The sequence below is a fragment of the Kitasatospora sp. NPDC057692 genome (genome assembly GCF_042799475.1).
Classification (GTDB): Bacteria; Actinomycetota; Actinomycetes; order Streptomycetales; family Streptomycetaceae; genus Kitasatospora.
In genome coordinates, this window is record NZ_JBHVIV010000003.1 from 57,125 (window position 1) to 81,901 (window position 24,777).

At 72.7% G+C, this 24,777-nt stretch carries 26 protein-coding genes and 1 tRNA gene; 17 read left to right on the forward strand and 10 right to left on the reverse strand.

Annotated elements, in window-relative coordinates; translation table 11 throughout:
• Positions 1 to 40: 40 nt before the first annotated feature.
• Both ACFVFS_RS02470 and ACFVFS_RS02475 read right to left on the reverse strand, forming a co-directional pair.
• Positions 41 to 631 carry an isochorismatase family protein gene (locus tag ACFVFS_RS02470; RefSeq protein WP_380619223.1) on the reverse strand — a complete coding sequence of 197 codons (591 nt, stop codon included), beginning with the start codon at positions 629 to 631 and terminating at the stop codon, positions 41 to 43.
• Between the two features lie 235 nt (positions 632 to 866).
• Positions 867 to 2,183 carry a nicotinate phosphoribosyltransferase gene (locus tag ACFVFS_RS02475; RefSeq protein WP_380619224.1) on the reverse strand — a complete coding sequence of 439 codons (1,317 nt, stop codon included), beginning with the start codon at positions 2,181 to 2,183 and terminating at the stop codon, positions 867 to 869.
• A gap of 201 nt (positions 2,184 to 2,384) precedes the next feature.
• On the opposite strand from ACFVFS_RS02475, the gene clpS reads away from it, so the two are divergent.
• The 9 genes from clpS (at position 2,385) to ACFVFS_RS02520 (ending at position 8,593) form a co-directional block, all read left to right on the forward strand.
• Positions 2,385 to 2,678, forward strand: a complete 294-nt coding sequence (gene clpS, locus ACFVFS_RS02480) for an ATP-dependent Clp protease adapter ClpS (protein WP_380619226.1) — start codon at positions 2,385 to 2,387, stop codon at positions 2,676 to 2,678.
• A 100-nt stretch (positions 2,679 to 2,778) separates the two neighbouring features.
• The gene (locus tag ACFVFS_RS02485; protein WP_380619227.1) at positions 2,779 to 3,363 is read left to right on the forward strand and encodes a DUF2017 domain-containing protein; all 585 of its coding nucleotides are present in this window, start codon (positions 2,779 to 2,781) and stop codon (positions 3,361 to 3,363) included.
• Positions 3,364 to 3,606: 243 nt separating this feature from the next.
• On the forward strand, positions 3,607 to 5,064 hold the full coding sequence (locus tag ACFVFS_RS02490) for an amino acid permease (RefSeq protein ID WP_380619229.1): 1,458 nt from the start codon (positions 3,607 to 3,609) through the stop codon (positions 5,062 to 5,064).
• Positions 5,065 to 5,118: 54 nt separating this feature from the next.
• A complete protein-coding gene (locus ACFVFS_RS02495; RefSeq protein WP_380279306.1) occupies positions 5,119 to 5,550 on the forward strand; it encodes a Mov34/MPN/PAD-1 family protein in 432 nt (143 codons plus the stop codon).
• Between the two features lie 150 nt (positions 5,551 to 5,700).
• Positions 5,701 to 5,820, forward strand: coding sequence for a putative leader peptide (locus ACFVFS_RS02500; RefSeq protein WP_327677307.1), 120 nt, complete (start codon positions 5,701 to 5,703; stop codon positions 5,818 to 5,820).
• Positions 5,821 to 5,923: 103 nt separating this feature from the next.
• Entirely contained in the window at positions 5,924 to 6,202 is a 279-nt protein-coding gene (locus ACFVFS_RS02505) for a MoaD/ThiS family protein (protein ID WP_350544771.1), read from the forward strand.
• A gap of 98 nt (positions 6,203 to 6,300) precedes the next feature.
• Positions 6,301 to 7,269 (forward strand): PLP-dependent cysteine synthase family protein, encoded by a 969-nt coding sequence (locus ACFVFS_RS02510; RefSeq protein WP_380619231.1) that lies wholly within the window; start codon positions 6,301 to 6,303, stop codon positions 7,267 to 7,269.
• Positions 7,270 to 7,456: 187 nt separating this feature from the next.
• Positions 7,457 to 7,648, forward strand: coding sequence for a MerR family transcriptional regulator (locus tag ACFVFS_RS02515; protein ID WP_380619233.1), 192 nt, complete (start codon positions 7,457 to 7,459; stop codon positions 7,646 to 7,648).
• 198 nt (positions 7,649 to 7,846) lie between these two features.
• Complete coding sequence (locus ACFVFS_RS02520; RefSeq protein WP_380619235.1) at positions 7,847 to 8,593, forward strand: MBL fold metallo-hydrolase; 747 nt, start codon at positions 7,847 to 7,849, stop codon at positions 8,591 to 8,593.
• A 61-nt stretch (positions 8,594 to 8,654) separates the two neighbouring features.
• Here ACFVFS_RS02520 and ACFVFS_RS02525 read toward each other — a convergent pair whose 3' ends face one another.
• Entirely contained in the window at positions 8,655 to 9,572 is a 918-nt protein-coding gene (locus ACFVFS_RS02525; protein ID WP_380619237.1) for a branched-chain amino acid transaminase, read from the reverse strand.
• Between the two features lie 142 nt (positions 9,573 to 9,714).
• Here ACFVFS_RS02525 and ACFVFS_RS02530 point away from each other — a divergent pair, with 142 nt between their 5' ends.
• Positions 9,715 to 10,773: a LuxR C-terminal-related transcriptional regulator gene (locus ACFVFS_RS02530; RefSeq protein WP_380619239.1), complete on the forward strand. Its 1,059-nt coding sequence runs from the start codon at positions 9,715 to 9,717 to the stop codon at positions 10,771 to 10,773.
• A 27-nt stretch (positions 10,774 to 10,800) separates the two neighbouring features.
• Here ACFVFS_RS02530 and ACFVFS_RS02535 read toward each other — a convergent pair whose 3' ends face one another.
• The 4 genes from ACFVFS_RS02535 to ACFVFS_RS02550 form a co-directional block, all read right to left on the reverse strand.
• The gene (locus ACFVFS_RS02535) at positions 10,801 to 12,090 is read right to left on the reverse strand and encodes an LLM class flavin-dependent oxidoreductase (protein ID WP_380619241.1); all 1,290 of its coding nucleotides are present in this window, start codon (positions 12,088 to 12,090) and stop codon (positions 10,801 to 10,803) included.
• Positions 12,087 to 13,154 (reverse strand): LLM class flavin-dependent oxidoreductase, encoded by a 1,068-nt coding sequence (locus ACFVFS_RS02540; protein ID WP_380619243.1) that lies wholly within the window; start codon positions 13,152 to 13,154, stop codon positions 12,087 to 12,089. Before ACFVFS_RS02540 ends, ACFVFS_RS02535 begins: the two co-directional genes overlap by 4 nt.
• 467 nt (positions 13,155 to 13,621) lie before the next feature.
• On the reverse strand, positions 13,622 to 14,899 hold the full coding sequence (locus tag ACFVFS_RS02545) for a PTS transporter subunit EIIC (protein WP_380619245.1): 1,278 nt from the start codon (positions 14,897 to 14,899) through the stop codon (positions 13,622 to 13,624).
• Positions 14,900 to 15,307: 408 nt separating this feature from the next.
• Complete coding sequence (locus ACFVFS_RS02550; RefSeq protein WP_380619247.1) at positions 15,308 to 16,597, reverse strand: PTS transporter subunit EIIC; 1,290 nt, start codon at positions 16,595 to 16,597, stop codon at positions 15,308 to 15,310.
• A gap of 399 nt (positions 16,598 to 16,996) precedes the next feature.
• On the opposite strand from ACFVFS_RS02550, the gene ACFVFS_RS02555 reads away from it, so the two are divergent.
• From ACFVFS_RS02555 to rdgB, 4 genes are all read left to right on the forward strand, one after another.
• Complete coding sequence (locus ACFVFS_RS02555; RefSeq protein ID WP_063349220.1) at positions 16,997 to 17,230, forward strand: glucose PTS transporter subunit EIIB; 234 nt, start codon at positions 16,997 to 16,999, stop codon at positions 17,228 to 17,230.
• Positions 17,231 to 17,398: 168 nt separating this feature from the next.
• On the forward strand, positions 17,399 to 18,133 hold the full coding sequence (gene rph / locus ACFVFS_RS02560) for a ribonuclease PH (protein ID WP_380619249.1): 735 nt from the start codon (positions 17,399 to 17,401) through the stop codon (positions 18,131 to 18,133).
• Between the two features lie 193 nt (positions 18,134 to 18,326).
• The gene (locus tag ACFVFS_RS02565; RefSeq protein ID WP_376089450.1) at positions 18,327 to 18,716 is read left to right on the forward strand and encodes a hypothetical protein; all 390 of its coding nucleotides are present in this window, start codon (positions 18,327 to 18,329) and stop codon (positions 18,714 to 18,716) included.
• Positions 18,717 to 18,754: 38 nt separating this feature from the next.
• The gene (gene rdgB, locus ACFVFS_RS02570; protein WP_380619251.1) at positions 18,755 to 19,360 is read left to right on the forward strand and encodes an RdgB/HAM1 family non-canonical purine NTP pyrophosphatase; all 606 of its coding nucleotides are present in this window, start codon (positions 18,755 to 18,757) and stop codon (positions 19,358 to 19,360) included.
• Positions 19,361 to 19,431: 71 nt separating this feature from the next.
• On the opposite strand, the gene ACFVFS_RS02575 is transcribed toward rdgB, so the two are convergent.
• Positions 19,432 to 19,515 (reverse strand) — tRNA-Leu (locus tag ACFVFS_RS02575).
• A 362-nt stretch (positions 19,516 to 19,877) separates the two neighbouring features.
• On the opposite strand from ACFVFS_RS02575, the gene ACFVFS_RS02580 reads away from it, so the two are divergent.
• Positions 19,878 to 22,241, forward strand: a complete 2,364-nt coding sequence (locus tag ACFVFS_RS02580; RefSeq protein ID WP_380619436.1) for a chitinase C-terminal domain-containing protein — start codon at positions 19,878 to 19,880, stop codon at positions 22,239 to 22,241.
• 86 nt (positions 22,242 to 22,327) lie between these two features.
• On the opposite strand, the gene ACFVFS_RS02585 is transcribed toward ACFVFS_RS02580, so the two are convergent.
• On the reverse strand, positions 22,328 to 23,011 hold the full coding sequence (locus tag ACFVFS_RS02585; RefSeq protein ID WP_380619253.1) for a hypothetical protein: 684 nt from the start codon (positions 23,009 to 23,011) through the stop codon (positions 22,328 to 22,330).
• A gap of 183 nt (positions 23,012 to 23,194) precedes the next feature.
• Complete coding sequence (gene bcp, locus ACFVFS_RS02590) at positions 23,195 to 23,671, reverse strand: thioredoxin-dependent thiol peroxidase (RefSeq protein ID WP_380619255.1); 477 nt, start codon at positions 23,669 to 23,671, stop codon at positions 23,195 to 23,197.
• Between the two features lie 141 nt (positions 23,672 to 23,812).
• Here bcp and ACFVFS_RS02595 point away from each other — a divergent pair, with 141 nt between their 5' ends.
• Together ACFVFS_RS02595 and ACFVFS_RS02600 are read left to right on the forward strand one after the other, a co-directional pair.
• Positions 23,813 to 24,154 carry a DUF3618 domain-containing protein gene (locus ACFVFS_RS02595; RefSeq protein WP_380619257.1) on the forward strand — a complete coding sequence of 114 codons (342 nt, stop codon included), beginning with the start codon at positions 23,813 to 23,815 and terminating at the stop codon, positions 24,152 to 24,154.
• A gap of 236 nt (positions 24,155 to 24,390) precedes the next feature.
• Positions 24,391 to 24,693 (forward strand): co-chaperone GroES, encoded by a 303-nt coding sequence (locus ACFVFS_RS02600; RefSeq protein WP_078881937.1) that lies wholly within the window; start codon positions 24,391 to 24,393, stop codon positions 24,691 to 24,693.
• Positions 24,694 to 24,777 lie beyond the last annotated feature (84 nt).

Consider the following 24,777-nt stretch of genomic DNA (forward strand, 5'->3'; position numbering starts at 1 on the left):
GGGGAGCCGGCGCCGGAGCCGGAGCGGGCGCGCGGGTCTCTCAGCCCCCGACGACCGGTGCGCCGACCAGCTCCACCCCGGCCGCCCGGAGCTCGTCCAGCGCGGCGGCGGTGGTCGGCGCGGACACCCCGGCGGTCAGGTCGAGCAGCACCCGGGTGGTGAACCCGGCCCGCACCGCGTCCAGCGCGGTGGCCTTGACGCAGTGGTCGGTGGCGATGCCGACCACGTCCACCTCGGTGACCTGCCGCTCGCGCAGCCACTCGGTCGGTCCGAGGCTGTTCTCGTCGACGCCCTCGAAGCCGCTGTACGCCGCCGTGTAGGCGCCCTTGTCGAAGACCGCCTCGATCGCGCCGGAGGTGACCGACGGGGCGAAGTTGGGGTGGAAGCCGACCCCCTCGGTGCCCGCGACGCAGTGCACCGGCCAGCTGTGCACGAAGTCGGGGTCGTCGGAGAAGTGGTCGCCCGGGTCGATGTGGTTGTCGCGGGTGGCGAGGATGTGCCGGTAGCCGGGCGCGGACTCGGCGATGAGGTCGGTGATCGCGGCGGCCACCTCGGCCCCGCCGGCGACGGCCAGGCTGCCGCCCTCGCAGAAGTCGTTCTGCACGTCGACGACGATCAGTGCCCGGTGCATGGCTGGCATTCCTCGGTCTGGTGGGGTCCTGCGGAGGACGGGGGAGCGGACGTGAGGGGGCCTCACGCTCCGTACGGGGGAACTCTACGGTCGACTGTAGGCAGTGGCATCCGGGGGCGGAAGGCCCGGGGCGGTCCCGGCCCTTCCCCCGCCCGGAGGCCGTCCACGAACCGTTCGTGGACGGTCCGGGAGCCGGCCGGGGGCCGCGGCGGCGGCCCGTGGCGGCCGGCCGTCCTCACACGTGCAGCTCGGTCGCCAGCACCGGGTCGCCCTTGGAGAGCTGGGTGGCCGACAGCGGCAGCGCCGCCCGGGCCCGGACGTGCCGCTCGCGCGCGGCCTCCAGCGGCTCCCGGCCGACCACCTCGCCGGCCTTGACCAGCGGCACCTGCACCAGGTGCGGCTCCAGCGCGTCCGGGACCGGCCCGATGCCGACGACCTCGGCCTCGGCGACGCCGTCCGCGTCGGGCCGCCGGGCCGCCCACTTGCGCCCGCCGATGCTGGTCTTGCCGCCGGCCGCGCGCTTGGCGACCGGGACCAGCGGGCCGTCCGGCCCGGCGGCTCGGGCGACCAGCTTGTAGACCATCGCGCAGGTCGGCTCCCCGCTGCCGGTCACCAGGCTGGTGCCGACGCCGTAGCCGTCCACCGGGGCGGCGGCCAGCGCGGCGATCGCGTACTCGTCGAGGTCGGAGGTGACGATGATCCGGGTCCCGGTGGCGCCGAGCTCGTCGAGCTGGCGGCGGACCCGGTGGGCGAGCAGGGTGAGGTCGCCGGAGTCGATCCGGACCGCGCCGAGCTCGGGGCCGGCCACCTCGACGGCGGTGCGCACGGCCTCGCCCAGGTCGAAGGTGTCGACCAGCAGGGTGGTGCCCCGGCCCATCGAGTCGATCTGCGCCCGGAAGGCGTCCCGCTCGCTGTCGTGGACGAGGGTGAAGGCGTGCGCGGCGGTCCCGGTGGTCGGGATGCCGTAGGTGAAGCCGGCCTCCAGGTCGGAGGTGGCGGCGAAGCCGGCCACGTACGCGGCGCGGGCGGCGGAGACGGCGGCCCGCTCGTGGGCGCGCCGGGCGCCCATCTCGATCACCGGGCGTCCGCCGGCCGCCGAGGTCATCCGGGAGGCGGCGGCGGCGATCGCCGAGTCGTGGTTGAGGATCGAGAGGATCACCGTCTCCAGGATCACCGCCTCGGCGAAGCTGCCCTCGACGGTGAGCAGCGGCGAGCCGGGGAAGTAGGCCTCGCCCTCGGGGTAGCCGTGGATGTCGCCGGTGAACCGGTAGTCGGCGAGGAAGCGCAGGGTCTCCTCGTCGACGATCCGCTGGTCGGCGAGCCAGCCGAGCTGGGCGGAGGTGAAGCGGAAGTTCTCCACCGCGTCCAGCACCCGGCCGGTGCCGGCCAGCACGCCGTAGCGCCGCCCGGCGGGCAGCCGACGGGTGAACACCTCGAAGACGGAACGGCGGTTCGCCGCCCCGCTGCGCAGGGCGGCCTGCAGCATGGTGAGCTCGTAGCGGTCGGTGAGCAGCGCGGTCGAGCCGGCCGCGGGCACGGAAGTGGCGTCCATGCGGATGATGCTACTACCCCTTAGCGTCAGTGTGACGATTTCTCGGCCCGGGGATCCGTCCAGCGCGTCGCGGACCCGGGGCGGAATCGCCCGCCGGTCGCCCGGATGGCAGCATGGGGCAGGAGGGGCACGTGGAGGGTCACGTGACGGCCGGGTGGGAGCCACCCGGGAACCGAACTGAGCGGCAGGAGGGATCCGGCGGTGAGTGTCGCGCCCGTGGAGATCGAGCGCCCGGAGGTCGAGGGCGTGCCGGTGGCGGAGCCGGACACCCCGTGGGTCACCATCGTCCACAACGATCCGGTCAACCTGATGAGTTACGTCCAGTACGTCTTCCAGGCCTACTTCGGCTACCCGAAGGAGAAGGCCAGGAAGCTGATGATGGAGGTGCACGGCAAGGGCCGGGCGGTGGTCTCCAGCGGCTCGCGCGAGGAGATGGAGCGCGACGTGCAGGCGATGCACGGCTACGGCCTCTGGGCGACCCTGCAGCACGACTGACCGCACGGCCGGCCGCACGACCGACGGTGCGGCCGGCCGTCCCGGCGGCCCGGGCGGCCGCGGACCACTGGAACCGACGAGGACGGGCTGACCGATACCGATGGCTGGGTTGTTCGAGAGTGCCGACGGCGGGGGCGCGGTGCTCGCGCTGGACGAGCTGGAGGCCTCCATCCTGCGCTCGCTGGAAGTGCAGATGCTGGAGCTGATCGGCCCCGGCCCGGGCGGGGACGGGGAGGGGTCCGGCGACCCGCTGGCGGCGCTGTTCGCCGAGGGGCCGACCAAGGCGCCCGACGACCCGGCGCTGGCCCGGCTCTTCCCGGACGCCTACGGGGATCCGGCGGAGCCGGCCGACGCGGAGTCCCGGGAGGCCTCCGGGGAGTTCCGCCGCTACACCGAGCTGGACCTGCGCGCCCGCAAGCGGGAGGACGCGCTGCACGTCGTGCGGGCGCTGGACGGCCTGGGCGGGGAGGGCGGCACGGTCAGCCTGGACGGCGCCGCGTGCCTGCGCTGGCTGGGCGCGCTCAACGACCTGCGGCTGACCCTGGGCGTGCGGCTGGAGGTCACCGAGGAGGACGAGCGGGGCCTGTACGCCCTGCCGGACACCGACGACCGCAAGCCGCTGGTGATGGCCTACCTGTGGCTCGGCGCCCTGCAGGAGTCGCTGCTGGAGGCGTTCACCGACTGAGGCCCGCCGCCGCTCCGGGGCGTCCCCGCAGCGGCTCCCGCCCGTTCGGATCAGGCCCCGGCCGTTCGTCCGCATGCTGGACGAACGGCCGGGGCCTTTCCGTACAAAACGGGCGAAACCCTAGCGGGGCATGCTCAAATATCGCTCAGATGGACACCGGTATCCGGATCGTGCGTGGTACGACTGCACCTCCCCCCACCCCCACGAGTCCCAGCCGCGAAACCCCATCCAGGACGGTGCAGCATGGCCGAACAGCTCTACGACGAGGTCGTCGACGCCCAGCCGGACGAGGAGGGCTACCACCGGGGTCTGGGCAGCCGCCAGATCCAGATGATCGCGATCGGCGGTGCGATCGGCACCGGCCTGTTCCTCGGTGCGGGCACCGCGATCTCGAAGTCCGGCCCCAGCCTGATCCTGTCCTACGCGGTCGCCGGCGTGGTGATCTTCGCGATCATGCGGGCGCTCGGCGAACTGCTCACCTACCGCCCGGTGGCCGGCAGCTTCGCCGAGTACGCGCGGGAGTTCCTCGGCCCCTTCGCCGGCTATGTGACGGGCTGGACGTACTGGCTCTTCTGGGTTGTCACGGGCATGGCGGAAACCACCGCCGCGGCCGTCTACGTGAAGTTCTGGGCCCCCGAGATCCCGCAGTGGCTCTGCGCGCTCTGCTTCCTGGTGCTCCTCTACGGGGCCAACCTGATCTCGGTGAAGATCTTCGGCGAGATCGAGTTCTGGTTCTCCATGGTCAAGGTCACCGCGATCATCGGCATGATCCTGATCGGCGTCGGGGTGCTCACCCTCGGGTTCAGCGACGCCGGCGACACCGCCTCGATCACCCACCTCTGGCAGGACGGCGGCTTCTTCCCCAAGGGCATCGGCGCCACCGTGATGACCCTGCAGATCGTCATGTTCGCCTACCTGGGCGTCGAACTCGTCGGCGTCACCGCGGGCGAGAGCGAGAACCCGAAGAAGACCCTCCCGCGGGCCATCAACACCTTGCCGTGGCGGATCGCGCTGTTCTACATCGGCGCCCTGGTGGTCATCCTCTCGCTCGTGCCGTGGACCGAGTTCCAGCCCGGCGTCAGCCCCTTCGTCGCCACCTTCGGCAAGATCGGCATCCCCGCCGCGGCCGGCATCATCAACTTCGTGGTGCTCACCGCCGCGCTCTCCTCCTGCAACTCCGGCATGTACTCCACCGGCCGGATGCTGCGCGACCTCGCCCTGCGCGGCCAGGCCCCCGGGCGGCTCACCCGGCTCAACGGGCACCGCAGCCCCGCCGCCGCGATCACCGCCTCCTCGCTGCTGATGGGCGTCGGCGTGGTGCTCAACTACCTCGTCCCGGCCAAGGCGTTCGAGTACATCACCTCGGTCGCCACCGTCTGCGGCCTGTGGACCTGGGCGATGATCCTCATCTGCCAGATCCGCTACCGCCGGGCCTGGAAGGGCGGCCACCTGCCGCCGCCCACCTTCAAGGCCCCCGGCGGCGTCTGGAGCAGCTGGGCCGCGCTGGCCTTCCTGGTGCTGGTGGTCGTGCTGATCGCCCTGGACGAGTCGAACCGGATCTCGCTCTACGTCTTCCCGGTCTGGGCCGTGCTGCTGGTCGCCGGCTACCGGGGGCTGCGCCGCCACACCCCCGCCGCGGTGCACGCGGTCGCCCACGACCACCTGCACGTGCCGGACGACGGCGGCACCGGGGCCCGCTGACCGCGCCTCGGACGCCCCGGCGGTCCGCCGCCGGGGCGTGGCTATCCTGGCGCCATGCTGACCATCACCCGAGAACTGCGCGACGCCATCGTCGCCCACGCCCGCGCCGACCACCCGGACGAGGCCTGCGGCGTGGTCGCCGGGCCGGAGAGCAGCGGCCGCCCCGAGCGGTTCATCCCGATGCTCAACGCCGCCCGCTCGCCCACCTTCTACGAGTTCGACTCGGGTGACCTGCTCAAGCTCTACCGCGAGATGGACGACCGGGACGAGGAGCCGGTGATCGTCTACCACTCGCACACCGCCACCGAGGCCTACCCCTCGCGCACCGACGTGAGCTACGCCTCCGAGCCGAACGCCCACTACGTCCTGGTCTCGACCGCCGAGGGCAACGGCGCCGACGACCCGTACCAGTTCCGCTCGTTCCGCATCGTGGACGGTGTGATCACGGAGGAAGACGTCCAGGTCGTCGAGGCCTACCCGGCCTGACCCGCACCCACCTGGGCGCGGCCCGCCGACCGTCCGCGAGCGGTCGGCGGGCCGTTGCGTTTTCCGGCCGGTCTCGGCATGGGGGACGAACTCATCCGGATCCCGAGACGGGCATGGAGGAGCGGGGCCGGGAATCTATACGATGAGCCCATGCGTTCCGTCGATGTGAGCACCCAGGCCCCGGGCACCCGCCTCGTGGCGCGCCTGCACGTCGACCTGTGCCGGCTCGCCAGCGCGATCTGTCCCGGCACGCCGGCGCGCTCGCGCTGAGCCGCCCGACCGGCCCGCCCGCGGGGACCACCGCCCCGGGCCGCAACGCCCTGCCGCGCCCGCTGCGGCCCACCCACCTCACGACTCGCACAGGAGCGCACCCATGGCCATCGAGGTCCGCATCCCGACCATCCTCCGCACCTACACCGACGGCGCCAAGGCCGTCGAGGGCACCGGCAGCAACCTCGGGGAACTCTTCCACGACCTCGACGCCCGGCACCCGGGCATCGCCGCCCGCCTGCTGGACGGCGGCGAGCTGCGCCGCTTCGTCAACGTCTACCTGAACGACGAGGACGTCCGCTTCCTGGAGGGCATCTCCACCGCGCTCGCCGACGGCGACAGCGTCACCATCCTGCCCGCCGTGGCCGGCGGCGCCCGCTGACCACCCGCCCGTAGCCGTCCCGCCCCGCGCACCGCCCGGGGCGGGACGCCGCGGGTCCCGCCCGTACCGAACCCCACCGCCGCCCGTCGGAGGACCCCTTGCGCTACGACAGCCCGCTCGAAGCCGTCGGCAACACCCCGCTGGTGCGCCTGCCCCGGCTGTCCGCCGCGGTGCCCGGGAACACCGAGGGCCTGGTCACCCTCTGGGCCAAGCTGGAGGACCGCAACCCCACCGGCTCCATCAAGGACCGCCCGGCGCTGCACATGATCGAGCGCGCCGAGGCCGACGGCCGGCTCACCCCCGGCTGCACGATCCTCGAACCCACCAGCGGCAACACCGGTATCTCGCTGGCCATGGCGGCCAAGCTCAAGGGCTACCGGATGGTCTGCGTGATGCCCGAGAACACCAGCGAGGAGCGGCGCGAACTGCTCCGCATGTGGGGCGCCGAGATCATCCCCTCGCCCGCCGCCGGCGGCTCCAACACCGCCGTGCGGATCGCCAAGGAGATCGCCGCCGAGCACCCCGACTGGGTCATGCTCTACCAGTACGGCAACCCCGACAACGCCGGCGCCCACTACACCGGCACCGGCCCCGAGATCCTCGCCGACCTGCCCACCGTCACCCACTTCGTGGCCGGCCTCGGCACCACCGGCACCCTCATGGGCGTCGGCCGCTACCTGCGCGAGAAGGTCCCCGGGGTGCGGATCGTCGCCGCCGAGCCGCGCTACGACGACCTGGTCTACGGCCTGCGCAACCTCGACGAGGGCTTCGTCCCCGAGCTGTACGACGCCGAGGTGCTCACCACCCGCTTCTCGGTCGGCTCCGCCGACGCCGTCCGGCGCACCCGCGAACTCCTCCAGCAGGAGGGCATCTTCGCCGGCGTCTCCACCGGCGCGATCCTGCACGCGGCGATCGGGGTGGGACGCAAGGCCGCCCAGGCCGGCGAGCGCGCGGACATCGTCTTCGTGGTCGCCGACGGCGGCTGGAAGTACCTGTCCACCGGCATCTACACCGCCGAGTCCACCGAGGCCGCCGTCGAGGCGCTGCAGGGCCAGCTCTGGGCCTGAGGCGGCCGCGGCCCCGGTCGTGACGCCCCGGTCGTGACGCCCCGGTCGTGACGGACCGGGGATTTGTCCGGGTCCTGCTCCCGGTTCGTCACGGTACGGCCACGGTGTCCGGTCCGCGGCCGGGGTTCCCTGGCCGTGCGGAAAGGCTGCTCGCGAACGTCCCCCCACGCACCAGCGGAGGTGACCCGTGAGCCGCGGCTCCGACCTGTGGTCGTACACCGAGATCGCCCGCCACATCAACGTCCGGCCCGAGACCGTGCGCACCTACCGGCGGCACGGCCTGCTGCCCGAACCGGACCTGGTCGACGCCGGCGGGCACCCCCGCTGGTACCCCGGCACCATCCGCGGCTGGGCCCTCCGGCGCCCCGGCCACCGCTGACGCGCCGCCGGCGCGCGCCCCGCCCCCGCCTCCCCGGCGTTCTGGTGATTCCAGCCACAGCACGGCACGGAGACGGGGGCAAAGTGCCGGTCCGCCCTTACCCTCGACAACACGCGCAGGGCAGCGCCTCCGGCCGGTACTCCCGGCCCGCTGTCATGACCAGCGACAGCCAGGACGTGTCGGGGCGGAGGGGCTCGGATGAAACTGACCGTGGTGGGGTGCTCGGGGAGCTTCCCGTCGGCCGACTCGCCGTGCTCCAGCTACCTGGTGGAGGCCGGCGGCTACCGCGTCGTGCTCGACCTCGGCAACGGCGCGCTCGGCGCCCTGCAGAAGTACGTCTCGATCTACGACGTCGACGCCGTCCTGCTCAGCCACCTGCACGCCGACCACTGCGTCGACCTGTGCGCCTACTGGGTCGCCCGCAACTACCGGGCCGAGGGCTGTCCCGACCCGATGCCCGTCTACGGCCCGGCCGGCACCGCCGCCCGGATGGCCCGCGCCTACGACATGCCCGAGAACCCGGGGATGAAGGAGGTGTTCGAGTTCCGCACCCTCACCCCCGGCCGCTTCGACCTCGGCCCGCTGCGGATCGACGTCGCCCAGGTCAACCACCCCGTCGACGCCTTCGCCTTCCGGCTCGAACACGGCGGCCGCAGCCTCGTCTACTCCGGCGACACCGGTGAGAGCGCCGACCTCGTCGAGCTCGCCCGGGACACCGACCTCTTCCTGTGCGAGGCCGCCTACCTCGACGGCCGCGACACCTACCGGGCCGTCCACCTCAACGGCCGCGAGGCCGGCGAGCACGCCACCGCGGCCGGTGCCCGCCGGCTGGTCCTCACCCACATCCCGCCGTGGACGGACGCCGAGCTGAACCGGCGGGACGCGGCCGCCGCCTACGCCGGACCGGTCGACCTCGCCCGGCCCGGCGCGGTCTACGAGCTCTGACCCGCCCCGCGAACACCCGCCCCGCGCACGCTCACCGCACGAGCACCCGCCCCGCGAGCGCTCACCCCGTGTACGTCAGCCAGTGCCGGTAGCGCTCGTCCGCGCCGGTCACCGCCGCCTCGTACGCCGCGTGCAGCCGCGCCGTCAGCGGGCCGGGGGCGGCCGGCAGCTCCCGGTCGTCCAGCGAGCGCACCGCCACCACCCCGGCCGCCGTGCCGCACAGGAACACCTCGTCCGCCGCGTACAGGTCCGAGCGCAGCATGGGCTCCACCCGCACCGGCACGCCCAGGTCCCGGGCCAGCGTCAGCACGGTGTCCCGGGTGATCCCCTCCAGGGCGCCCGCGCTCGTCGGGGGCGTGCGCAGCACCCCGTCGCGGACGGCGAACACGTTCTCGCCGGTGCACTCGCTCACCGCGCCGTCCGGGCCGAGCAGCAGCGCCTCGTCGTAGCCCGCGTCGGTCGCCTCCCGACGGGCCAGCACCGAGTTCAGGTACGGGCCGGTCGCCTTGGCGGCGGGCGGCACCGCGTTCGGGTCGGTCCGCCGCCAGCTGCTCGTCTTCAGCCTGATCCCGCCTTCTCGGTCCGGGAGCTGGGAGTGCCACTCCCAGCTCGCGATCGCCGTGCTGGTCGGCGAGGCCCGCATGTCCAGGCCCATCGCGCCGTAGCCCAGGAAGGCGAAGTGCCGCAGGTAGCAGGAGCGGTGGCCGTTGGCCCGCACCAGCTCGACGGTGGCCGCCGCCAGTTCGGCCGTGCCGTAGGGGAGTTCCATCCGCAGCATGCGCGCGCTGCGGTCCAGCCGGCGCAGGTGCTCGGGCAGCCGGAACACCGCCGGGCCGTCCGCCGTGGCGAACGCCCGGGTGCCCTCCAGCACGCCGGTGCCGTAGTGCAGGCCGTGGGTGAGGACGTGCGTGGTCGCCGCGTGCCAGGGCACCAGCGCGCCGTCCAGCCAGATCGTCGAAGCCTCGGGAAGAGCGGTCATGGGCGCCATCCTGGCCACCGCGGCGCCGCGGGTCAGCGCCCCGACGGCTGCCGGAACCGGCCATGGCCGGGAGCGGAAGCGGCCCGTCTCGCAGGGTGGAAACCCCGGGCGGGCGGGCGCGGGGCCTCACTAGGCTGCGCCGATGGAGAGCCCCGCCGACCGGGACGCCACCCGGCTCTACGCCCGCCTGCTCGCCCAACCCGGCTGCCCGCCCGGCGAGTTGCTCCCAGGCTGGGACGACCGTCGGCTCGCCGCCGCCACCGCCGAACTGCTCGCCCTCGGGCTGCTCCAGCCCGCCGCGGCCGGCCGTGCCGCGGACCGGGAGCAGGACCCGGAGCAGGACCCGGAGCAGGACCCGGAGCAGGACCCGGACCCGGCGGCGGACCGGGCCGCCGTCTCCGTCGACACCGCCGTCCGGCAGCTGCTGCTCGACGCCGACCGGCAGGTCGCCGAGCTGGTCGGCGCCCTGCACCGGGCCCGCCTGACGGTCGACCGGCTGCACACCGGCTACCTGCCGATCCAGGAGCGGCACCGGGCCGGCACCGCGCTGGAGGTGGTCCGCGGCGCCGGGCGGATCGCCGCCCTGCTGGAGGACGCCGCCCGCGGCGCCCGCACCGAGGCGCTCTCGCTGCGCCCCGGCCAGGACCTCTCCGGCCCCGCCCTGGCGGGCAAGCTCGCCCGGGAGCGCCTCGCCCTCGCGCACGGCGCCGCGCTGCGCACCATCCACCCGGCGGCCGCGCTGCGCCGCCCGGCCGTGCTCGGGCACGTCCGGGAGCTGACCGCGGCCGGGGCGCGGATCCGGGTGGCCCACTCGCTGCCGCTCTGGCTGATCGTGGTGGACGCCCGGCTGGCGATCCTGCCCGCCCCGGGTGCCGGGCCGGACGGGGACGCCCCGGTCGCGGAGGCCGCCGTGGTGGTGCGCGAGCCGGCCCTGGTCGCGCTGGTGGCCGAGCTGTTCGAGTACTTCTGGTCCGCCGCCTGGACCCCCGCCGAGCTGCTGCCCGAGGCCGAGGCGATGACGGAGCGGCAGGCCGAGGTGCTGCGGCTGCTGGCGGCCGGCCGGACCGACGCGGCCATCGCCCGCAAGCTGGAGCTGTCCGAGCGCACGGTGCGCCGGCTGGTCGCCGAACTCACCGCCGGCCTGGGCGCGGAGAGCCGCTTCCAGGCCGGCGTGCACGCCGCCCGGCTGGGCCGGGTCTGACCGCGGCCCGACCCGCGGGGCCTCGGGTCAGTGCCGTCCGGGGACCGGCAGGCCGAGGTGCTCGCGCAGCGTCGTGCCGGTGTACTCGGTGCGGAACACCCCGCGTTCCTGGAGCAGCGGCACCACCCGGTCGACGAAGTCGTCCAGGCCGCCGGGGGTGAGGTGCGGGACGAGGATGAAGCCGTCCGCGGCGTCGCTCTGCACATGGTGGTCGAGCTGGGCGGCGACGCTCGCCGGGGTGCCGATGAAGCTCTGCCGGCCGGTCACCTCGATCACCAGCTCGCGGCTGCTGAGCCCCTTCTCGGCGGCCACCGCGCGCCACTGGGCGGCGACCTCCAGCGGGTCGCCGAGCGAGGTGCGGCCCTGGACGACGGAGGAGTCGAGGACCGGGTCGGCGGCCGGCAGCGGGCCGTCCACGTCGTGGTCGGAGAGGTCGGTGCCCCAGACCTGCTCCAGGTAGTTGATCGCGGTGGCCGGGCTCACCTGGGCGCGGCGGATCGCGGCGGCGCGCTCGACGGCCTCCGCCTCGGTGTCGCCCAGGACGTAGGTGACCCCGGGCATGATCTTCAGCTCGTCCGGCTTGCGCCCGTACGCGGCCAGCCGGCGCTTGACGTCGGCGTGGAAGGCCTGTCCGGCGGCGAGGGTGGAGTGCCGGCTGAAGATGACGTCGGCGGTGGCGGCGGCGAACTCGCGGCCCTCGGCGGAGTCGCCGGCCTGGATGACCACCGGGTGGCCCTGCGGCGGCCGGGGCAGCGAGAGGGTGCCCTCGACGTCGAACTGCGGCCCCTGGTGGCGGACCGTTCCGGTGCCCGCCGCGTCCCAGAACTCCCGGGCGAGCGCGACGGTCTCGGCGGCCCGGGAGTAGCGGTCGGCGCGGTCGAGGTAGCCGCCGCGGCGGAAGTTCTCGCCGGTGAAGGCGTCGGAGGAGGTGACCACGTTCCAGGCGGCGCGGCCGCCGGAGAGGTGGTCCAGGGAGGCGAACCGGCGGGCCAGTTCGTAGGGCTCGTTGAAGGTGGCGTTCACGGTCGCGGCCAGCCCGAGGCGGGTGGTGACGGCGGCGAGTGCGTTCAGCACGGTGATCGACTCGGGGCGGCCGACCACGTCCAGGTCGTGGATCCGGCCCTTGACCTCGCGCAGGCGCAGTCCCTCGGCGAGGAAGAAGAAGTCGAAGCGGCCGCGTTCGGCGGTCTCGGCGAGGTGGCGGAAGGAGTCGAAGGCGATCTGGCTGCCGGAGGCCGGGTCGCTCCACACCGTGGTGTTGTTGACGCCGGGGAAGTGCGCGGCGAGGTGGATCTGCTTGAGCGGGCGGTCCGTCATCGGGTCACCTCGGCGGTCGCGGTGGTCACGGCTGGGGCGGCGGGGGAGGTCGGGGCGGCGATGGTCGCGGCGAGCGCGTAGCGGCTGGCGGGGCGGGCCAGGCCGAGGTGGTCGCGCAGGGTGCGGCCGGTGTAGCCGGTGCGGAACAGCCCGCGCTCGCGCAGCCCCGGCACGACCCGGTCGGCGAGCGCGGCGAGGTCCCGGGCCGGATCGGCGGGCACCAGGTGGAAGCCGTCGACCCCGCCGCCGCCCTCGGTGACCTCGGTGAGCAGGGCGGATATCGCGGTGTCGTCGGGGAGCGAGGCCGGGATCCGGGCCAGGATCCGCAGCGCCTCACCGCCGCGCAGCCGCAGTTCGGTGGCGGCGGTGAGCCGGGCGGCCCGGTCGGGGGCGTCGAGCAGCACGACGTCGGCGTAGCGGGCCGCGGTGGCGACCCGGGCGCGGCCGCCGGGACCGGCGTCCGGCGCGAGGTCGGCGGCGGCGACGGTGACCGCGACGACCGGGCGGCCCTGCGGCGGCCGGGGGGTGGTGGAGGGCCCGCGGACGGAGAAGTACGGGCCCTCGAAGTCGATGTGGTGGAGCTTGGCGCGGTCGACGAACCGGCCGGTGGCGGTGTCGCGGATCTCGGCGTCGTCCTCCCAGCTGTCCCAGAGCCGGGTGGCGACCTCGGCGGCGTCGGCGGCCTCGGCCCAGAGCTCGTCGGCCGGGGCGGTGCCCTTGCGGCCGAAGGCCCGGGCCTCGGCCTCGGTGTCGGAGACGCCGACCAGCCAGCCGGCCCGGCCCTCGCTGACCCAGTCCAGGGTGTTGACCGAGAGGGAGGTGTGGAACGGCTCGGTGTGGGTGGTGGTGACGGTCGGGACCAGGCCGAGGCCGCGGGTGACCGGGGCGAGCCGGGCGAAGGTGGCGAGCGCGTCGAGCCGGCGCGGTTCGGGGGCGTAGGAGTCGTCGAGGGTGACGAAGTCGAGGGCGGCCCGTTCGGCGAGCCGGGCGAGGGCGGTGAAGTGGGCGGCGTCGACGTGGCCGGGGCTGTCGAGGGCGGCGGAAAGGTGCAGCTGGCGGGGCATGGGCGGCCTTGACTTTCCTGGGAGGGAAGCGGTGCGGGCGGCGGTCGCGGACCGGCCCGCGGCCCCGGGGGGCGGGGCCGGGCGAGCGGGTGCGCGCGGGTACGGGCCGGCCCGTCCGGGGGACCGGCGGGCGCGGGTGACGGGGTGCTGCGGAGGCCGGGGCGCGCGGCGAGGACGTCAGCCGGGCGGCGGCGGGGGAGCGCTCGGGTCAGCCGCGACACGCCGCGGACCACACGCGACCGAAGTCGATGTGGCTGCGGGTCACCAGCGGACGGGGGGCGTTCACCGCTTCAGTTGACCAGCGGGTCCGCGGGTTCGTCAACCACCGTCTCAGCGGGCGGCCGCCGCGGCGGACACCCGGGCGGGCCGGTCCGGGCACGCGAACGGCCCCGCCCCGCCACCCGGGGGAGCGGGTGGCGGGGCGGGGCCGTGAGCGGCGTGCGGTGGTTCCGGGCGTCAGGCCTCGGTCAGGCCTTGGTGACGTCCTCGATCTCCTCGTCGTCCTCGCGACCCGGGGTCTTGAGGTCGAACTTCACGATCGCGAAGCGGAAGAGGAAGTAGTACAGGGCGGCGAACGCCAGGCCGAGCGGGATGATCATCCACGGGTCGGTGGCCTTGCTCCAGGCGAGCAGGTAGTCGATCAGGCCGCCGGAGAAGGTGAAGCCGTCGTGCACGCCGAGCGCCCAGGTCACGGCCATCGAGATGGCGGTGAGGACGGCGTGGATCACGTACAGCAGCGGGGCGATGAAGACGAAGGAGAACTCGATCGGCTCGGTGACACCGGTCACGAAGGAGGTCAGCGCCAGCGACAGCATCATGCCGGTGACGGCCTTGCGGCGGTGCGGCTTGGCGGTGTGGGCGATGGCGAAGGCGGCGGCCGGCAGGGCGAACATCATGATCGGGAAGAAGCCCGACATGAACTGTCCGGCGGTCGGGTCGCCGGCGAAGAAGCGGGTCAGGTCGCCGTGCACGACGGTGCCGTCGGCCTTGGTGAAGTCACCGGTCTGGAACCAGGCGTAGGAGTTGACGAACTGGTGCATGCCGACCGGCAGCAGACCGCGGTTGACCAGGCCGAAGGCGCCGGCACCGAACGCGCCGGCCCCGATGAGGGTGTCGTTCAGGCTCTTGATCGCGTCGCCGATGGGGCCCCAGGTCAGGGCGAACAGGACACCGACGGCGGTGCCGACGAAGGCCATGATGATCGGGACGAGACGGCGGCCGTTGAAGAAGCCGAGCCAGTCGACCAGCTTGGTGCGGTGGTACTTCTGCCACAGCACGGCGCTGAGCAGACCGATCACGATGCCGCCGAGGACGCCGGGGTTCTGGTACGTCGCGGGGACCCACTTGCCGTCGGCGATGTGGCCCTCGGTGATCGGGAACGCGGTCAGCACGTTCTTGTAGACCAGGAAGCCGACCAGCGCGGCGAGGGCGGTCGAGCCGTCGGCCTTCTTGGCGAAGCCGATGGCGATGCCGACCGCGAAGAGCAGCGGCAGGTTGTCGAAGACGCCGTTGCCGGCGGTGGCGAAGACCGCCGCGACCTTGTTCCAGCCGAGGCCGTCCTTGCCGAAGACGTCGTCCTGGCCCAGACGCATCAGCAGACCGGCGGCCGGGAGGACGGCGATGGGCAGCTGGAGGCTGCGGCCGATCTTCTGCAGACCCTGGAGCAGGTTCTGGCCGAACTTCTTGGCGGGACTGGGCGTGGCCGGAGCCGTGGCGGGCGCCGGTGCCTGCGCTGACTGACTCATGGGGGTGGGTTCCTAACGGCAAGGGCGGGTCGGTCGGGGGGAGGGTGCACAGGGGGCCGAACCGCGAACTGGTCTACACCACACGTGGTGTAGACCAGTTTTGTAGCACGGGGAGAGGAGGCGGGGAACCCTTGAAAGCGCCGCAGCTGGGAAGCGCTATGAAATCGAAACCTACTTGTGGATCGGCGATCTTGATTACCCGCCGTGATTGGTATTTTGGCTATTTGCGCAACAAAAAGCCTGGGCGGCCGGGTGCTCCACGGCAGGTCACCGGCCGGTCACCGACCGCCCGTCCGGGCCGGGCCGACGGGTGTTCGCGCCGGGACCATCGGCCAGGCCCGGATATGCCGAAGGCCCCCGGACCGGCGGTCCGGGGGCCTTTTCGGATTCTGCGCGGTGACGCTCGGTTTATGCCTTGGTCACGTCCTCGACCTCGCTCTCGGGCTCGCGCCCCGGGGTTTTCAGGTCGAATTTCACGATGATGAAGCGGAAGAGGGCGTAGTACACGGCGGCGAAGCAGAGGCCGATGGGAATGATCAGCCACGGCTTGGTGGCCAGGCCCCAGTTGATCACGTAGTCGATCAGGCCGGCCGAGAAGCTGAAGCCGTCGTGCACCCCGAGCGCCCAGGTGACGGCCATCGACGCGCCGGTCAGCAGGGCGTGCACGCCGTACAGGGCCGGGGCGATGTAGGCGAAGGAGTACTCGATCGGCTCGGTGACGCCGGTCACGAAGGAGGTCAGGCCGACCGAGAGCATCAGGCCGTAGATCTCCTTGCGCCGGTGCGGCTTCGCCGAGTGGGCGATCGCCAGCGCGGCGGCCGGCAGTGCGAACATCATGATCGGGAAGAAGCCCGACTGGAACTGCCCGGCGGTCGGGTCGCCCGCCAGGAAGCGCGGGATGTCGCCGTGCACGATCATGCCGTCGGGCTTGGTGTACTCGCCGAACTGGAACCAGACGAAGGTGTTGAGCAGCTGGTGCATGCCGATCAGCAGCAGGGCCCGGTTGGCCACGCCGAAGATGCCCGCGCCGCCCGAGCCCAGGTCGACCAGGTTCTGGCTGAAGGTGTTGAGGCCGCGGCCGATCGGGGGCCACACCCAGACCGCGACCACGGCGAGCACCATGCCGACCAGGGCGGTGATCATCGGCACCAGCCGGCGGCCGTTGAAGAAGCCCAGCCAGTCGACCAGCTTGGTGCGGTGGAAGCGCACCCAGAGCCAGGCCGACATCAGGCCGAGCAGGATGCCGCCCAGCACGCCGGGGTTCTGGTAGACCGCGGCCGCCGCCTTCGCCGAGGTGTAGTCCACGCACTGGTCGCTCACCAGGACGGTCGGCGGCTTGCAGTCCTCCGGGAAGGCGTGCAGCACCCGGTAGTAGACGAGGAAGCCGACCACGGCGGCCAGCGCCGTCGACCCGTCGGCCTTCTTGGCCATGCCGATCGCGACGCCGATGCAGAACAGCATGGGCAGGCCGAACGAGGAGTCCAGCAGGGCGCCGCCCGCCGCGGCGAAGACCTTGGCGACGTCGTTCCAGCCCAGGCCGTCCTTGCCGAAGACGTCGGGCTGCCCGAGCCGGTTGAGGATGCCGGCGGCCGGGAGCACCGCGACCGGCAGCTGGAGCGAGCGGCCCATCTTCTGGAGGCCGCCGTAGAAGGTGTGCCACCACGTGGTGTGCGGTGCTGCCGCGCTTGCCGAACTCATCCTTCGCCCTCCGAGTGCAGTGGCCGGCCGGTGGCGCCCGCCGGGAGCCCGCGGGCGGGGCGGGGCGGGGTCGGGCGGGGGCCGGGAACACCCGGGTCCCTTCCTGCGTTCCTCGGAGTACACATATATTGGTGTAGACCACTTTTGGGACGCAGGCCGCGCGCCGGGAGACGGCCCCACTGCTCGTCATCCTCGGACGCCGATCCGGGGTCTGCGCGCCGGAATGGGCCAAAAGTGGACTAACGTGGCATATCGGTTCGGCTCGGGTCATGCTGGTCGCGCTGCTCCGGCAGCACGCCACGGCACGACCGACCACTGACCCCGCGTCATCGATCGAGGTCACCGCGCAGGACGGCACCCGGCAGAGCAGCCGACGGGCCGAGACAGAGGGAGAAAGCAATGGCCAGCAAGGCTGAGAAGATCGTCGCCGGTCTGGGCGGCATCGACAACATCGAAGAGGTCGAGGGCTGCATCACCCGCCTGCGCACCGAGGTCAAGGACGCCTCCCTGGTCAACGAGGCCGCGCTCAAGGCCGCCGGCGCCCACGGCGTCGTGAAGATGGGCACCGCGATCCAGGTCGTCATCGGCACCGACGCCGACCCGATCGCCGCCGACATCGAGGACATGATGTGAGCTGAGCCCACCAGGCTCGCCCACGCCCGGCCCGCCGGCCCCTCCCCGGGGCGGCGGGCCGCGGCACGTCCGGGCACCGGGCGCGGTCCGTCCGGGCAGACCCGGACGCCTCGGGACGCCTCGGGGCGTACCCGGAGCACCCGCCGAAACCGACTACGCTCGGTGCCTATGTCACGCATCGACGGCCGCACCCCCGACCAGCTCCGTCCCGTCAGCATCGAACGGGGCTGGAGCAAGCACGCCGAAGGCTCCGTCCTCATCTCCTACGGCGACACCAAGGTGCTGTGCACCGCCAGCGTCACCGAGGGCGTCCCGCGCTGGCGCAAGGGCAGCGGCGAGGGCTGGGTCACCGCCGAGTACTCCATGCTCCCGCGCGCCACCAACACCCGCGGCGACCGCGAATCCGTCAAGGGCCGGCTCGGCGGCCGCACCCACGAGATCAGCCGGCTCATCGGCCGCTCGCTGCGCGCCGTGGTCGACCACCGCGCCCTCGCCGAGAACACCATCGTCCTCGACTGCGACGTCCTCCAGGCCGACGGCGGCACCCGCACCGCCGCCATCACCGGCGCCTACGTCGCGCTCGTCGACGCCGTCGCCTGGGCCCGCGAGCGCAAGCTGCTGCGCGCCAAGGGCAAGCCGATCACCGGCGGGGTCAGCGCCGTCAGCGTCGGCATCATCGACGGCGTCCCGATGCTCGACCTCCGGTACGAGGAGGACGTCCGCGCCGAGACCGACATGAACATCGTCTGCACCGCAGACGGCCGCTTCGTCGAGGTCCAGGGCACCGCCGAGGGCGCCCCCTTCGACCGCGCGCTGCTCGACCGGCTGCTGGACCTCGGCACCCTCGGCTGCGCCGAGCTCGACGAGGTCCAGCGCAAGGTCCTCGGCGAGCTGGAGGGCTGACCCCCGGGGGCGCCTCCTACCCCCTGAGGTACCGGTTCCGCTTCGGTTTCCGGAAATCCCCGGGCGCCGGGCCCGGCCGCTGTACAGGCCGGGCCCGATGCCCGTACGGTTCCCGCAGCACCCGTTTGCGGGAACCGCGCACCCCTCAGCGCGCGTCCTTCCCTTCCGGATACCGCGCACCCAGGAGGACCGGATGCCCCAGAACATCGCCCGCCCCACCATGCTCGCCGTGGCCGGCCTGATCGCCATCCTCCCGCTCAGCGCGGTCAGTTGCTCCGCCGCCCAGAAGGCGATCGACTGCGGAAACACCGCCGTCAAGATCACCGGGGACATCAACGAGGTCAGCAACGCCTACAGCAACGCGAGCAACGACGCGGCCGCCGCCGGGCAGGCGCTGCAGAAGCTGAAGAACGACCTCGACCAGCTGGGCAAGAACTCCAAGGACACCGACGTCGCCAAGGCGATCACCGACCTCGGCACCCAGGTCGACAAGGTCCAGCAGGCGGTCAACAACAAGCAGGTGCCGGACTTCAAGCCGCTCGGCGACGCCGCCTCGAACCTCACCAAGGTCTGCACCGGCTGACGCGGGATCACACCGTTTGCGCGGTTTAGGGTGGTTCCATGACCACTCGACTCATCCTCGCCACCCGCAACCAGCACAAGGTCGCCGAGCTGCGCGACATCCTCGGCGACGCCGGCCTGGACGTCGAGCTGGTCGGGGCCGACGCCTACCCGGAGATCCCGGACGTCCCCGAGACCGGTGTGACCTTCGCCGAGAACGCCCTGCTCAAGGCGCACGCGCTGGCCCGCGCCACCGGCCTGCCCGCCGTCGCCGACGACTCCGGCCTGTGCGTGGACGTCCTGAACGGCGCCCCCGGCATCTTCTCCGCCCGCTGGGCCGGCCGGCACGGCGACGACCGCGCCAACCTCGACCTCCTGCTCGCCCAGCTCTCCGACATCGGCGCCGAGCACCGCGGCGCCCACTTCTTCTGCGCCGCCGCCCTCGCCCTGCCCGACGGCACCGAGCGGGTCGTCGAGGGCCGGCTGCTCGGCACCCTGCGCACCGCCCCGGCGGGTGACGGCGGCTTCGGCTACGACCCGATCCTCCAGCCCCTCGGCGGGACCCGCACCTGCGCCGAGCTCACGGCCGCCGAGAAGAACGCCATCAGCCACCGCGGTCAGGCCTTCCGCGCCCTCGCCCCGGTCGTGAAGGAGCTGATCGGCTGATTCCCGCCACCGCCGACGCTCGAAGGCCCGCCCGGAGATGACTCCGGGCGGGCCTTCGATTCTTAGGCTAGTGCGGCCTGAGGGACTCGAACCCTCACGGGATTTCTCCCATGGGCACCTAAAACCCAGGCGTCTACCTATTCCGCCAAGGCCGCATGGCCTTCAGTCTAGGGGGTTGCCCGAGGTGTGGATACGTCATTTCGCCGGTTGGTGCGGTCCGTGGCGGGCCTCGGCCGCGGGGGGTCGGATGACCGTCGACAATCAGCCGTTCGACCGGGGATGTTGGGGAATGGATTACCAATTGGTACAGACCTATTGACCTATGTGGTTCAGACCACATAGCTTCAGCGCCAATCTGCTTTCCCCCACGTGCGTGCTCCCCCACAGGCACGCGCCGACACTCTGCCCGGAGGACCGAGTGTTGATCCGATCCACGGCGGAGCGGCGTCCCACCGCTGCCCGTCGTTCCACGAGCCCGGCGGCCCGCGCCGGCCTGGCCTCGGTGGCGGCGGCCGCGATGGCCGGCCTGCTGGTGGCCACACTGGGCGCGGCGCCCTCCCAGGCGTCCGCCACCGTCGACAACGCCGCCTGTCGCCCCGACGGCCTCTACGCCGCGCCGGGCGTCGACGTCCCGTACTGCAGCGTCTACGACACCAACGGCCGGGAGAAGATGGGCGCGGACCACCAGCGCCGCATCATCGGCTACTTCACCGGCTGGCGCACCGGCAAGGACGGCACCCCGCCGTACCTGGTCAGCGACATCCCGTGGGACAAGGTCACCCACCTCAACTACGCGTTCGGCCACGTCGGTTCCGACAACAAGCTGTCCGTCGGCACCGACAACGACAAGAACGAGGCCACCGGGATCTCCTTCCCCGGCGTGCCCGGCGCCGAGCTCGACCCGTCGCTGCCCTACAAGGGCCACTTCAACCTGCTGACGAAGTACAAGAAGCAGTACCCGAACGTCAAGACGATGATCTCGGTGGGCGGTTGGACCGAGACCGGCGGGTTCTTCGGGGACGACGGCAAGCGCGTCAACTCCGGCGGCTTCTACTCGATGACCGTCAACCCGGACGGCAGCGTCAACCAGGCGGGCATCGACACCTTCGCCACCTCGGCCGTCGACTTCATCAAGAAGTACGGCTTCAACGGCGTCGACGTCGACTACGAGTACCCGACCTCGATGAAGGACGCGGGCAACCCCCTGGACTGGCAGCTCGCCAACAGCAAGCGCGGCTCGCTGGCCAAGGGCTACGCCGCGCTGATGAAGACGCTGCGCGAGAAGCTGGACCGGGCCGGCGCCGCCGACGGCAAGCACTACCTGCTCTCGGTCGCGGCCCCGTCGTCCGGCTACCTGCTGCGCGGCATGGAGACGTTCCAGATCGCGCAGTACCTGGACTACGTCAACATCATGTCGTACGACCTGCACGGCGCCTGGAACAAGTACGTCGGCCCGAACGCCTCGCTGTTCGACGACGGCAAGGACGGCGAGCTGGCGGCGGCCAACGTCTACGGCACCGGCCAGTACGGCGGCATCGGCTACCTGAACGCCGACTGGTCGTACCACTACTTCCGCGGCGCGATGCCCGGCGGCCGGATCAACGTCGGCCTGCCGTACTACACCCGCGGTTTCAAGAACGTCCAGGGCGGCACCAACGGCCTCTGGGGCACCGCCTCCGCGACCACCTGCCCGGTCGGCTCCGGCCTGACCGCGTGCGGTGACGGCGCGGTCGGCATCGACAACATCTGGAACGACAAGGACGACGCGGGCAAGGAGTCCCCGGCCGGGTCGAACCCGATGTGGCACGCCAAGAACCTGGAGAAGGGCATCGTGCCCGACTACCTCTCCAAGTACGGCGTGCAGGACACCGCGCTGCAGGGCAGCTACGTCCGCAACTACAGCTCCACCCTGGTGGCGCCGTGGCTGTGGAACGACACCAAGAAGGTGTTCCTGTCCACCGAGGACGAGCAGTCGGTCGGAGCCAAGGCCGACTACATCGTCAACCAGGGCGCCGGCGGCGCGATGATCTGGGAGCTCGCGGGCGACTACAAGTGGGACGCCACCGCCAACGGCGGCAAGGGCCAGTACGTGCCCGGCAACACGCTGACCTCGCTGATGTACGACAAGTTCAAGGCGTCCTCGCCGTACGGCGCGATCCGCTCGACGACCGCGCTGCCGCAGCAGACCCTGCCGATCGACGTGTCGTTCACCAACTTCGCGCTGGGTGACTCGAACTACCCGATCAACCCGAAGATCCACATCGTCAACAACTCGACGCTGACCCTGCCGGGCGGCACCGAGTTCCAGTTCGACTACAGCAACTCGGCCCCGGGCAACGCCAAGGACCAGTCCGGCTTCGGTCTGACCGTGATCAAGCAGGACCACACCGGCACCGGCAACGTGGGCGGCCTCAAGGGCACCTACAACCGGGTCTCGGTGAAGCTGCCGGGCTGGCAGTCGCTCGCGCCGGGCGCGTCGATCGACATGGACTTCGTCTACTACCTGCCGGTGTCCACCCCGTCCAACTGGACGGTCAACGTGGGCGGCACGCTGTACGGCCTCAAGGGCGACCTGACCCGCGGTGCGGTGAACGGCGGCACGACCCCGCCGACCACGCCGCCGACGACCCCGCCCACCACCCCGCCGACGACGCCTCCCGCGACGCCGCCGACCACCCCGCCCACGACCCCGCCGACCACGCCGCCGACCACGCCGGCCGGCTGCGCGGGTGCGCCGAGCTGGGACGCGGGCACCACCTACGCCACCCCGACCAAGGTCTCCTGGAAGGGCCACTACTACCAGAACAAGTGGTGGACCAAGGGCGACGACCCGAGCGCCAGCGGCGCCTGGGGTGTCTGGAGCGACCTCGGCAGCTGCTGATGACAGCGGTCGCCTGAGGTGAGAGACGGCGGTGGCGGTGCACCCGGTCGGGGGGTGCGCCGCCACCGCTGCTTCGTGTCCGGGGTCTACTTCTCGATGTCGCCGCGCATCTTCGCGAACAGCGCGGCGGCCTCCGCCGGGGTGGTCTTCGGGAACAGCGCGACGCCGGCCGTGGAGCTGTCGGACCAGCCGCAGACGACGTCGGTGGTGGGCGCCTGCGGCAGCATCAGGCACTCCAGCGAGCCGCCGAGCGGGCCGGCCGCGAACGGGCTGGCGGTGGTCGGCTCGCCGGTGGAGCCGTTCTGCAGGGCGTAGTCGATCATGCCGCGCCAGAGGTGCTCGCGGCGCTTGGCCGGGTCCTCGGGGACGTTGTCGACGGCGATCAGCAGGATCCGGCGGCCGGAGGTCTGGCCGGGGCGGTCGAAGTCGGCGAGCACCATGTGCATGTTCTCGCGCATCTCGCCCGGGTCGACGGCGACGTCGGAGACCGCGTCCCGGCCGGTGGTCTTCGCCAGCCCGCCGGCGGTCCTGGCATCGACCACCTGGCGCTTGCCGGCCAGCGTGGGGGCGGTCGGCTGGGCGGGGGCGGTCGCGGGCGCCGCGGCGGGCGTGGTGGCGGCGGCGGTGGCGGGCGCGCTGGGAGCCGCGGTGGCGGCCGTGGTCGCGCCGGCCGGCGGCGGCGCGGCGGTGTCGTCGTTCTCCGGTCCGCACGCGGTCAGCGCGAGCGCCGCGACGATCGCGCCGGCGACGGCGACACGGGCGGTGGACACGGATCTGGCACTCTGCACGGCTCTACTCCTGTGGCAAGGGCGGAACCCGGGGAACCCGCCCCCGGTGTGCAGAAAGCTAGGGGATACCGCCCGTCCGCCGACAGCTCCGGGGCGGAGCGCGGACAGCACCGGGACACGGCGGTGACGAAGCGTCACGCGCCGCCGCCGCGTCCGGACGGTGTGTCAGGCCGTCTCGACCTTGAGGTCGCGCAGCAGCTTGGCCACGTGGCCGGTCGCCTTGACGTTGTAGAGCGCGTGCTCGACCTTGCCCTGCTCGTCCACGATCACGGTGGACCGGATCACGCCGGTGACGGTCTTGCCGTACAGCTTCTTCTCGCCGAACGCGCCGTAGGCCTCCAGGACCTTCTTCTCCGGGTCGGAGAGCAGGGTGACCTTGAGGTCCTCGGCCTCGCGGAACCTGCCGAGCTTCTCCGGCTTGTCCGGCGAGATGCCGATGACGTCGTACCCGGCGCCGGAGAAGACCTCCAGGTTGTCGGTGAAGTCACAGGCCTGCTTGGTGCAGCCGGGGGTGAGCGCGGCGGGGTAGAAGTAGACGATCACCTTGCGGCCGAGGTGGCCGGCGAGGGACACCTCGTTGCCGTCGGCGTCGGGCAGGGTGAAGGCGGGCGCGGTGTCGCCGGGCTGGAGACGCTCACTCACGGGGTTTCTCCTGGTGCTGGACGGGCGGTCATACCACGGCAAACTTACCTCCGATGGTGGGTGGGGCCGCGCGGCCCCGCGTGCCAACTGACACACTGGGGCAGTCGCACAGGACGAACATCAGTGAATGGGGTGGCCCGAGTGGGCGAGGCGAGCAGCAGGGACAAGTCGGCGCGGACGACCGCCCAGATCGAGGCGGACATCTCCCGCACCCGTACCCAGCTGGCGGCGACGCTGGACGAGCTCGCCGTGCGCGTGCACCCGACCACGATCTCCGCCCAGGTGAAGGCGAAGGCCGTGGCGGCCGTCGAGGAGAAGGCCGGCCGGGCCTACGTGGCCGCGAGCGGCCTGGTCGAGCAGGCCCGCGCGCAGTTCGTGGACGAGAAGGGGCAGCCGCGCAAGGAGCGGATCGTCCCGGCCGCGCTGGTCGGGGTCGGCCTGGTGCTGCTGGTCGCCTCGGCGCGCAGGCGCCGCAAGGGCTGAGCCGCGACCGCACCTCCCGGGCCGGGCACCCGCTGCCCGGCCCGTGCGCGTTCCCGGGCCTGAACCGCGCCGGTGCCCGGGCCCGGCGCCCGCTGGGCGGACCGGCGTCACACGCCGCGCCCCGGGGCGGTACCTTCGGGATCGTGAGTACGAACGACGAACCGACCCAGCAGTCCCTCTCCGCCGAGGCCGACTCGCCGCGTCACGACCGGCTGGGCGAGAAGCTGCCGATCAAGATGCTGCACGACCGCGTGCTGGTGAAGACCGAGGCCGGCGAGGGCGAGCGCCGCTCGACCGGCGGCATCCTGATCCCGGCCACCGCGGAGATCTCCAAGCGCTGCGCCTGGGCCGAGGCGGTCGCCGTCGGCCAGAGCGTGCGCTCGGTGGAGCCCGGCGACCGGGTGCTGTACGACCCCGAGGACAAGCTGGAGGTCGAGGTCCGCGGCGCCACCTACGTGCTGCTGCGCGAGCGCGACCTGCACGCCGTGGCCGCGATGCGCTTCGGCGACACCGAGGGCTCGACGGGCCTCTACCTGTAGCCGGACCGGACCCGCCGGTGGGCCGCCCTGCCGGGGGCGCGGCGGCCCACCCGCGGCCGCCGGCGCCCCCACGTTTACCCCGGC

Bases quoted from the DNA above. Each gene is read 5' to 3' on its own strand.
- rdgB (WP_380619251.1), top strand. From the start codon at position 18,755: ATGACCACTCGACTCATCCTCGCCACCCGCAACCAGCACAAGGTCGCC.
- ACFVFS_RS02470 (WP_380619223.1), bottom strand. From the start codon at position 631: ATGCACCGGGCACTGATCGTCGTCGACGTGCAGAACGACTTCTGCGAG.
- ACFVFS_RS02495 (WP_380279306.1), top strand. From the start codon at position 5,119: ATGCTGACCATCACCCGAGAACTGCGCGACGCCATCGTCGCCCACGCC.
- ACFVFS_RS02485 (WP_380619227.1), top strand. From the start codon at position 2,779: ATGGCTGGGTTGTTCGAGAGTGCCGACGGCGGGGGCGCGGTGCTCGCG.
- ACFVFS_RS02600 (WP_078881937.1), top strand. From the start codon at position 24,391: ATGCTGCACGACCGCGTGCTGGTGAAGACCGAGGCCGGCGAGGGCGAG.
- ACFVFS_RS02530 (WP_380619239.1), top strand. From the start codon at position 9,715: ATGGAGAGCCCCGCCGACCGGGACGCCACCCGGCTCTACGCCCGCCTG.
- ACFVFS_RS02555 (WP_063349220.1), top strand. From the start codon at position 16,997: ATGGCCAGCAAGGCTGAGAAGATCGTCGCCGGTCTGGGCGGCATCGAC.
- ACFVFS_RS02540 (WP_380619243.1), bottom strand. From the start codon at position 13,154: ATGCCCCGCCAGCTGCACCTTTCCGCCGCCCTCGACAGCCCCGGCCAC.
- ACFVFS_RS02580 (WP_380619436.1), top strand. From the start codon at position 19,878: ATGGCCGGCCTGCTGGTGGCCACACTGGGCGCGGCGCCCTCCCAGGCG.
- ACFVFS_RS02550 (WP_380619247.1), bottom strand. From the start codon at position 16,597: ATGAGTTCGGCAAGCGCGGCAGCACCGCACACCACGTGGTGGCACACC.
- ACFVFS_RS02535 (WP_380619241.1), bottom strand. From the start codon at position 12,090: ATGACGGACCGCCCGCTCAAGCAGATCCACCTCGCCGCGCACTTCCCC.
- ACFVFS_RS02520 (WP_380619235.1), top strand. From the start codon at position 7,847: ATGAAACTGACCGTGGTGGGGTGCTCGGGGAGCTTCCCGTCGGCCGAC.
- ACFVFS_RS02490 (WP_380619229.1), top strand. From the start codon at position 3,607: ATGGCCGAACAGCTCTACGACGAGGTCGTCGACGCCCAGCCGGACGAG.
- rph (WP_380619249.1), top strand. From the start codon at position 17,399: ATGTCACGCATCGACGGCCGCACCCCCGACCAGCTCCGTCCCGTCAGC.
- ACFVFS_RS02505 (WP_350544771.1), top strand. From the start codon at position 5,924: ATGGCCATCGAGGTCCGCATCCCGACCATCCTCCGCACCTACACCGAC.
- ACFVFS_RS02545 (WP_380619245.1), bottom strand. From the start codon at position 14,899: ATGAGTCAGTCAGCGCAGGCACCGGCGCCCGCCACGGCTCCGGCCACG.
- ACFVFS_RS02565 (WP_376089450.1), top strand. From the start codon at position 18,327: ATGCCCCAGAACATCGCCCGCCCCACCATGCTCGCCGTGGCCGGCCTG.
- ACFVFS_RS02475 (WP_380619224.1), bottom strand. From the start codon at position 2,183: ATGGACGCCACTTCCGTGCCCGCGGCCGGCTCGACCGCGCTGCTCACC.
- ACFVFS_RS02500 (WP_327677307.1), top strand. From the start codon at position 5,701: ATGCGTTCCGTCGATGTGAGCACCCAGGCCCCGGGCACCCGCCTCGTG.
- ACFVFS_RS02525 (WP_380619237.1), bottom strand. From the start codon at position 9,572: ATGACCGCTCTTCCCGAGGCTTCGACGATCTGGCTGGACGGCGCGCTG.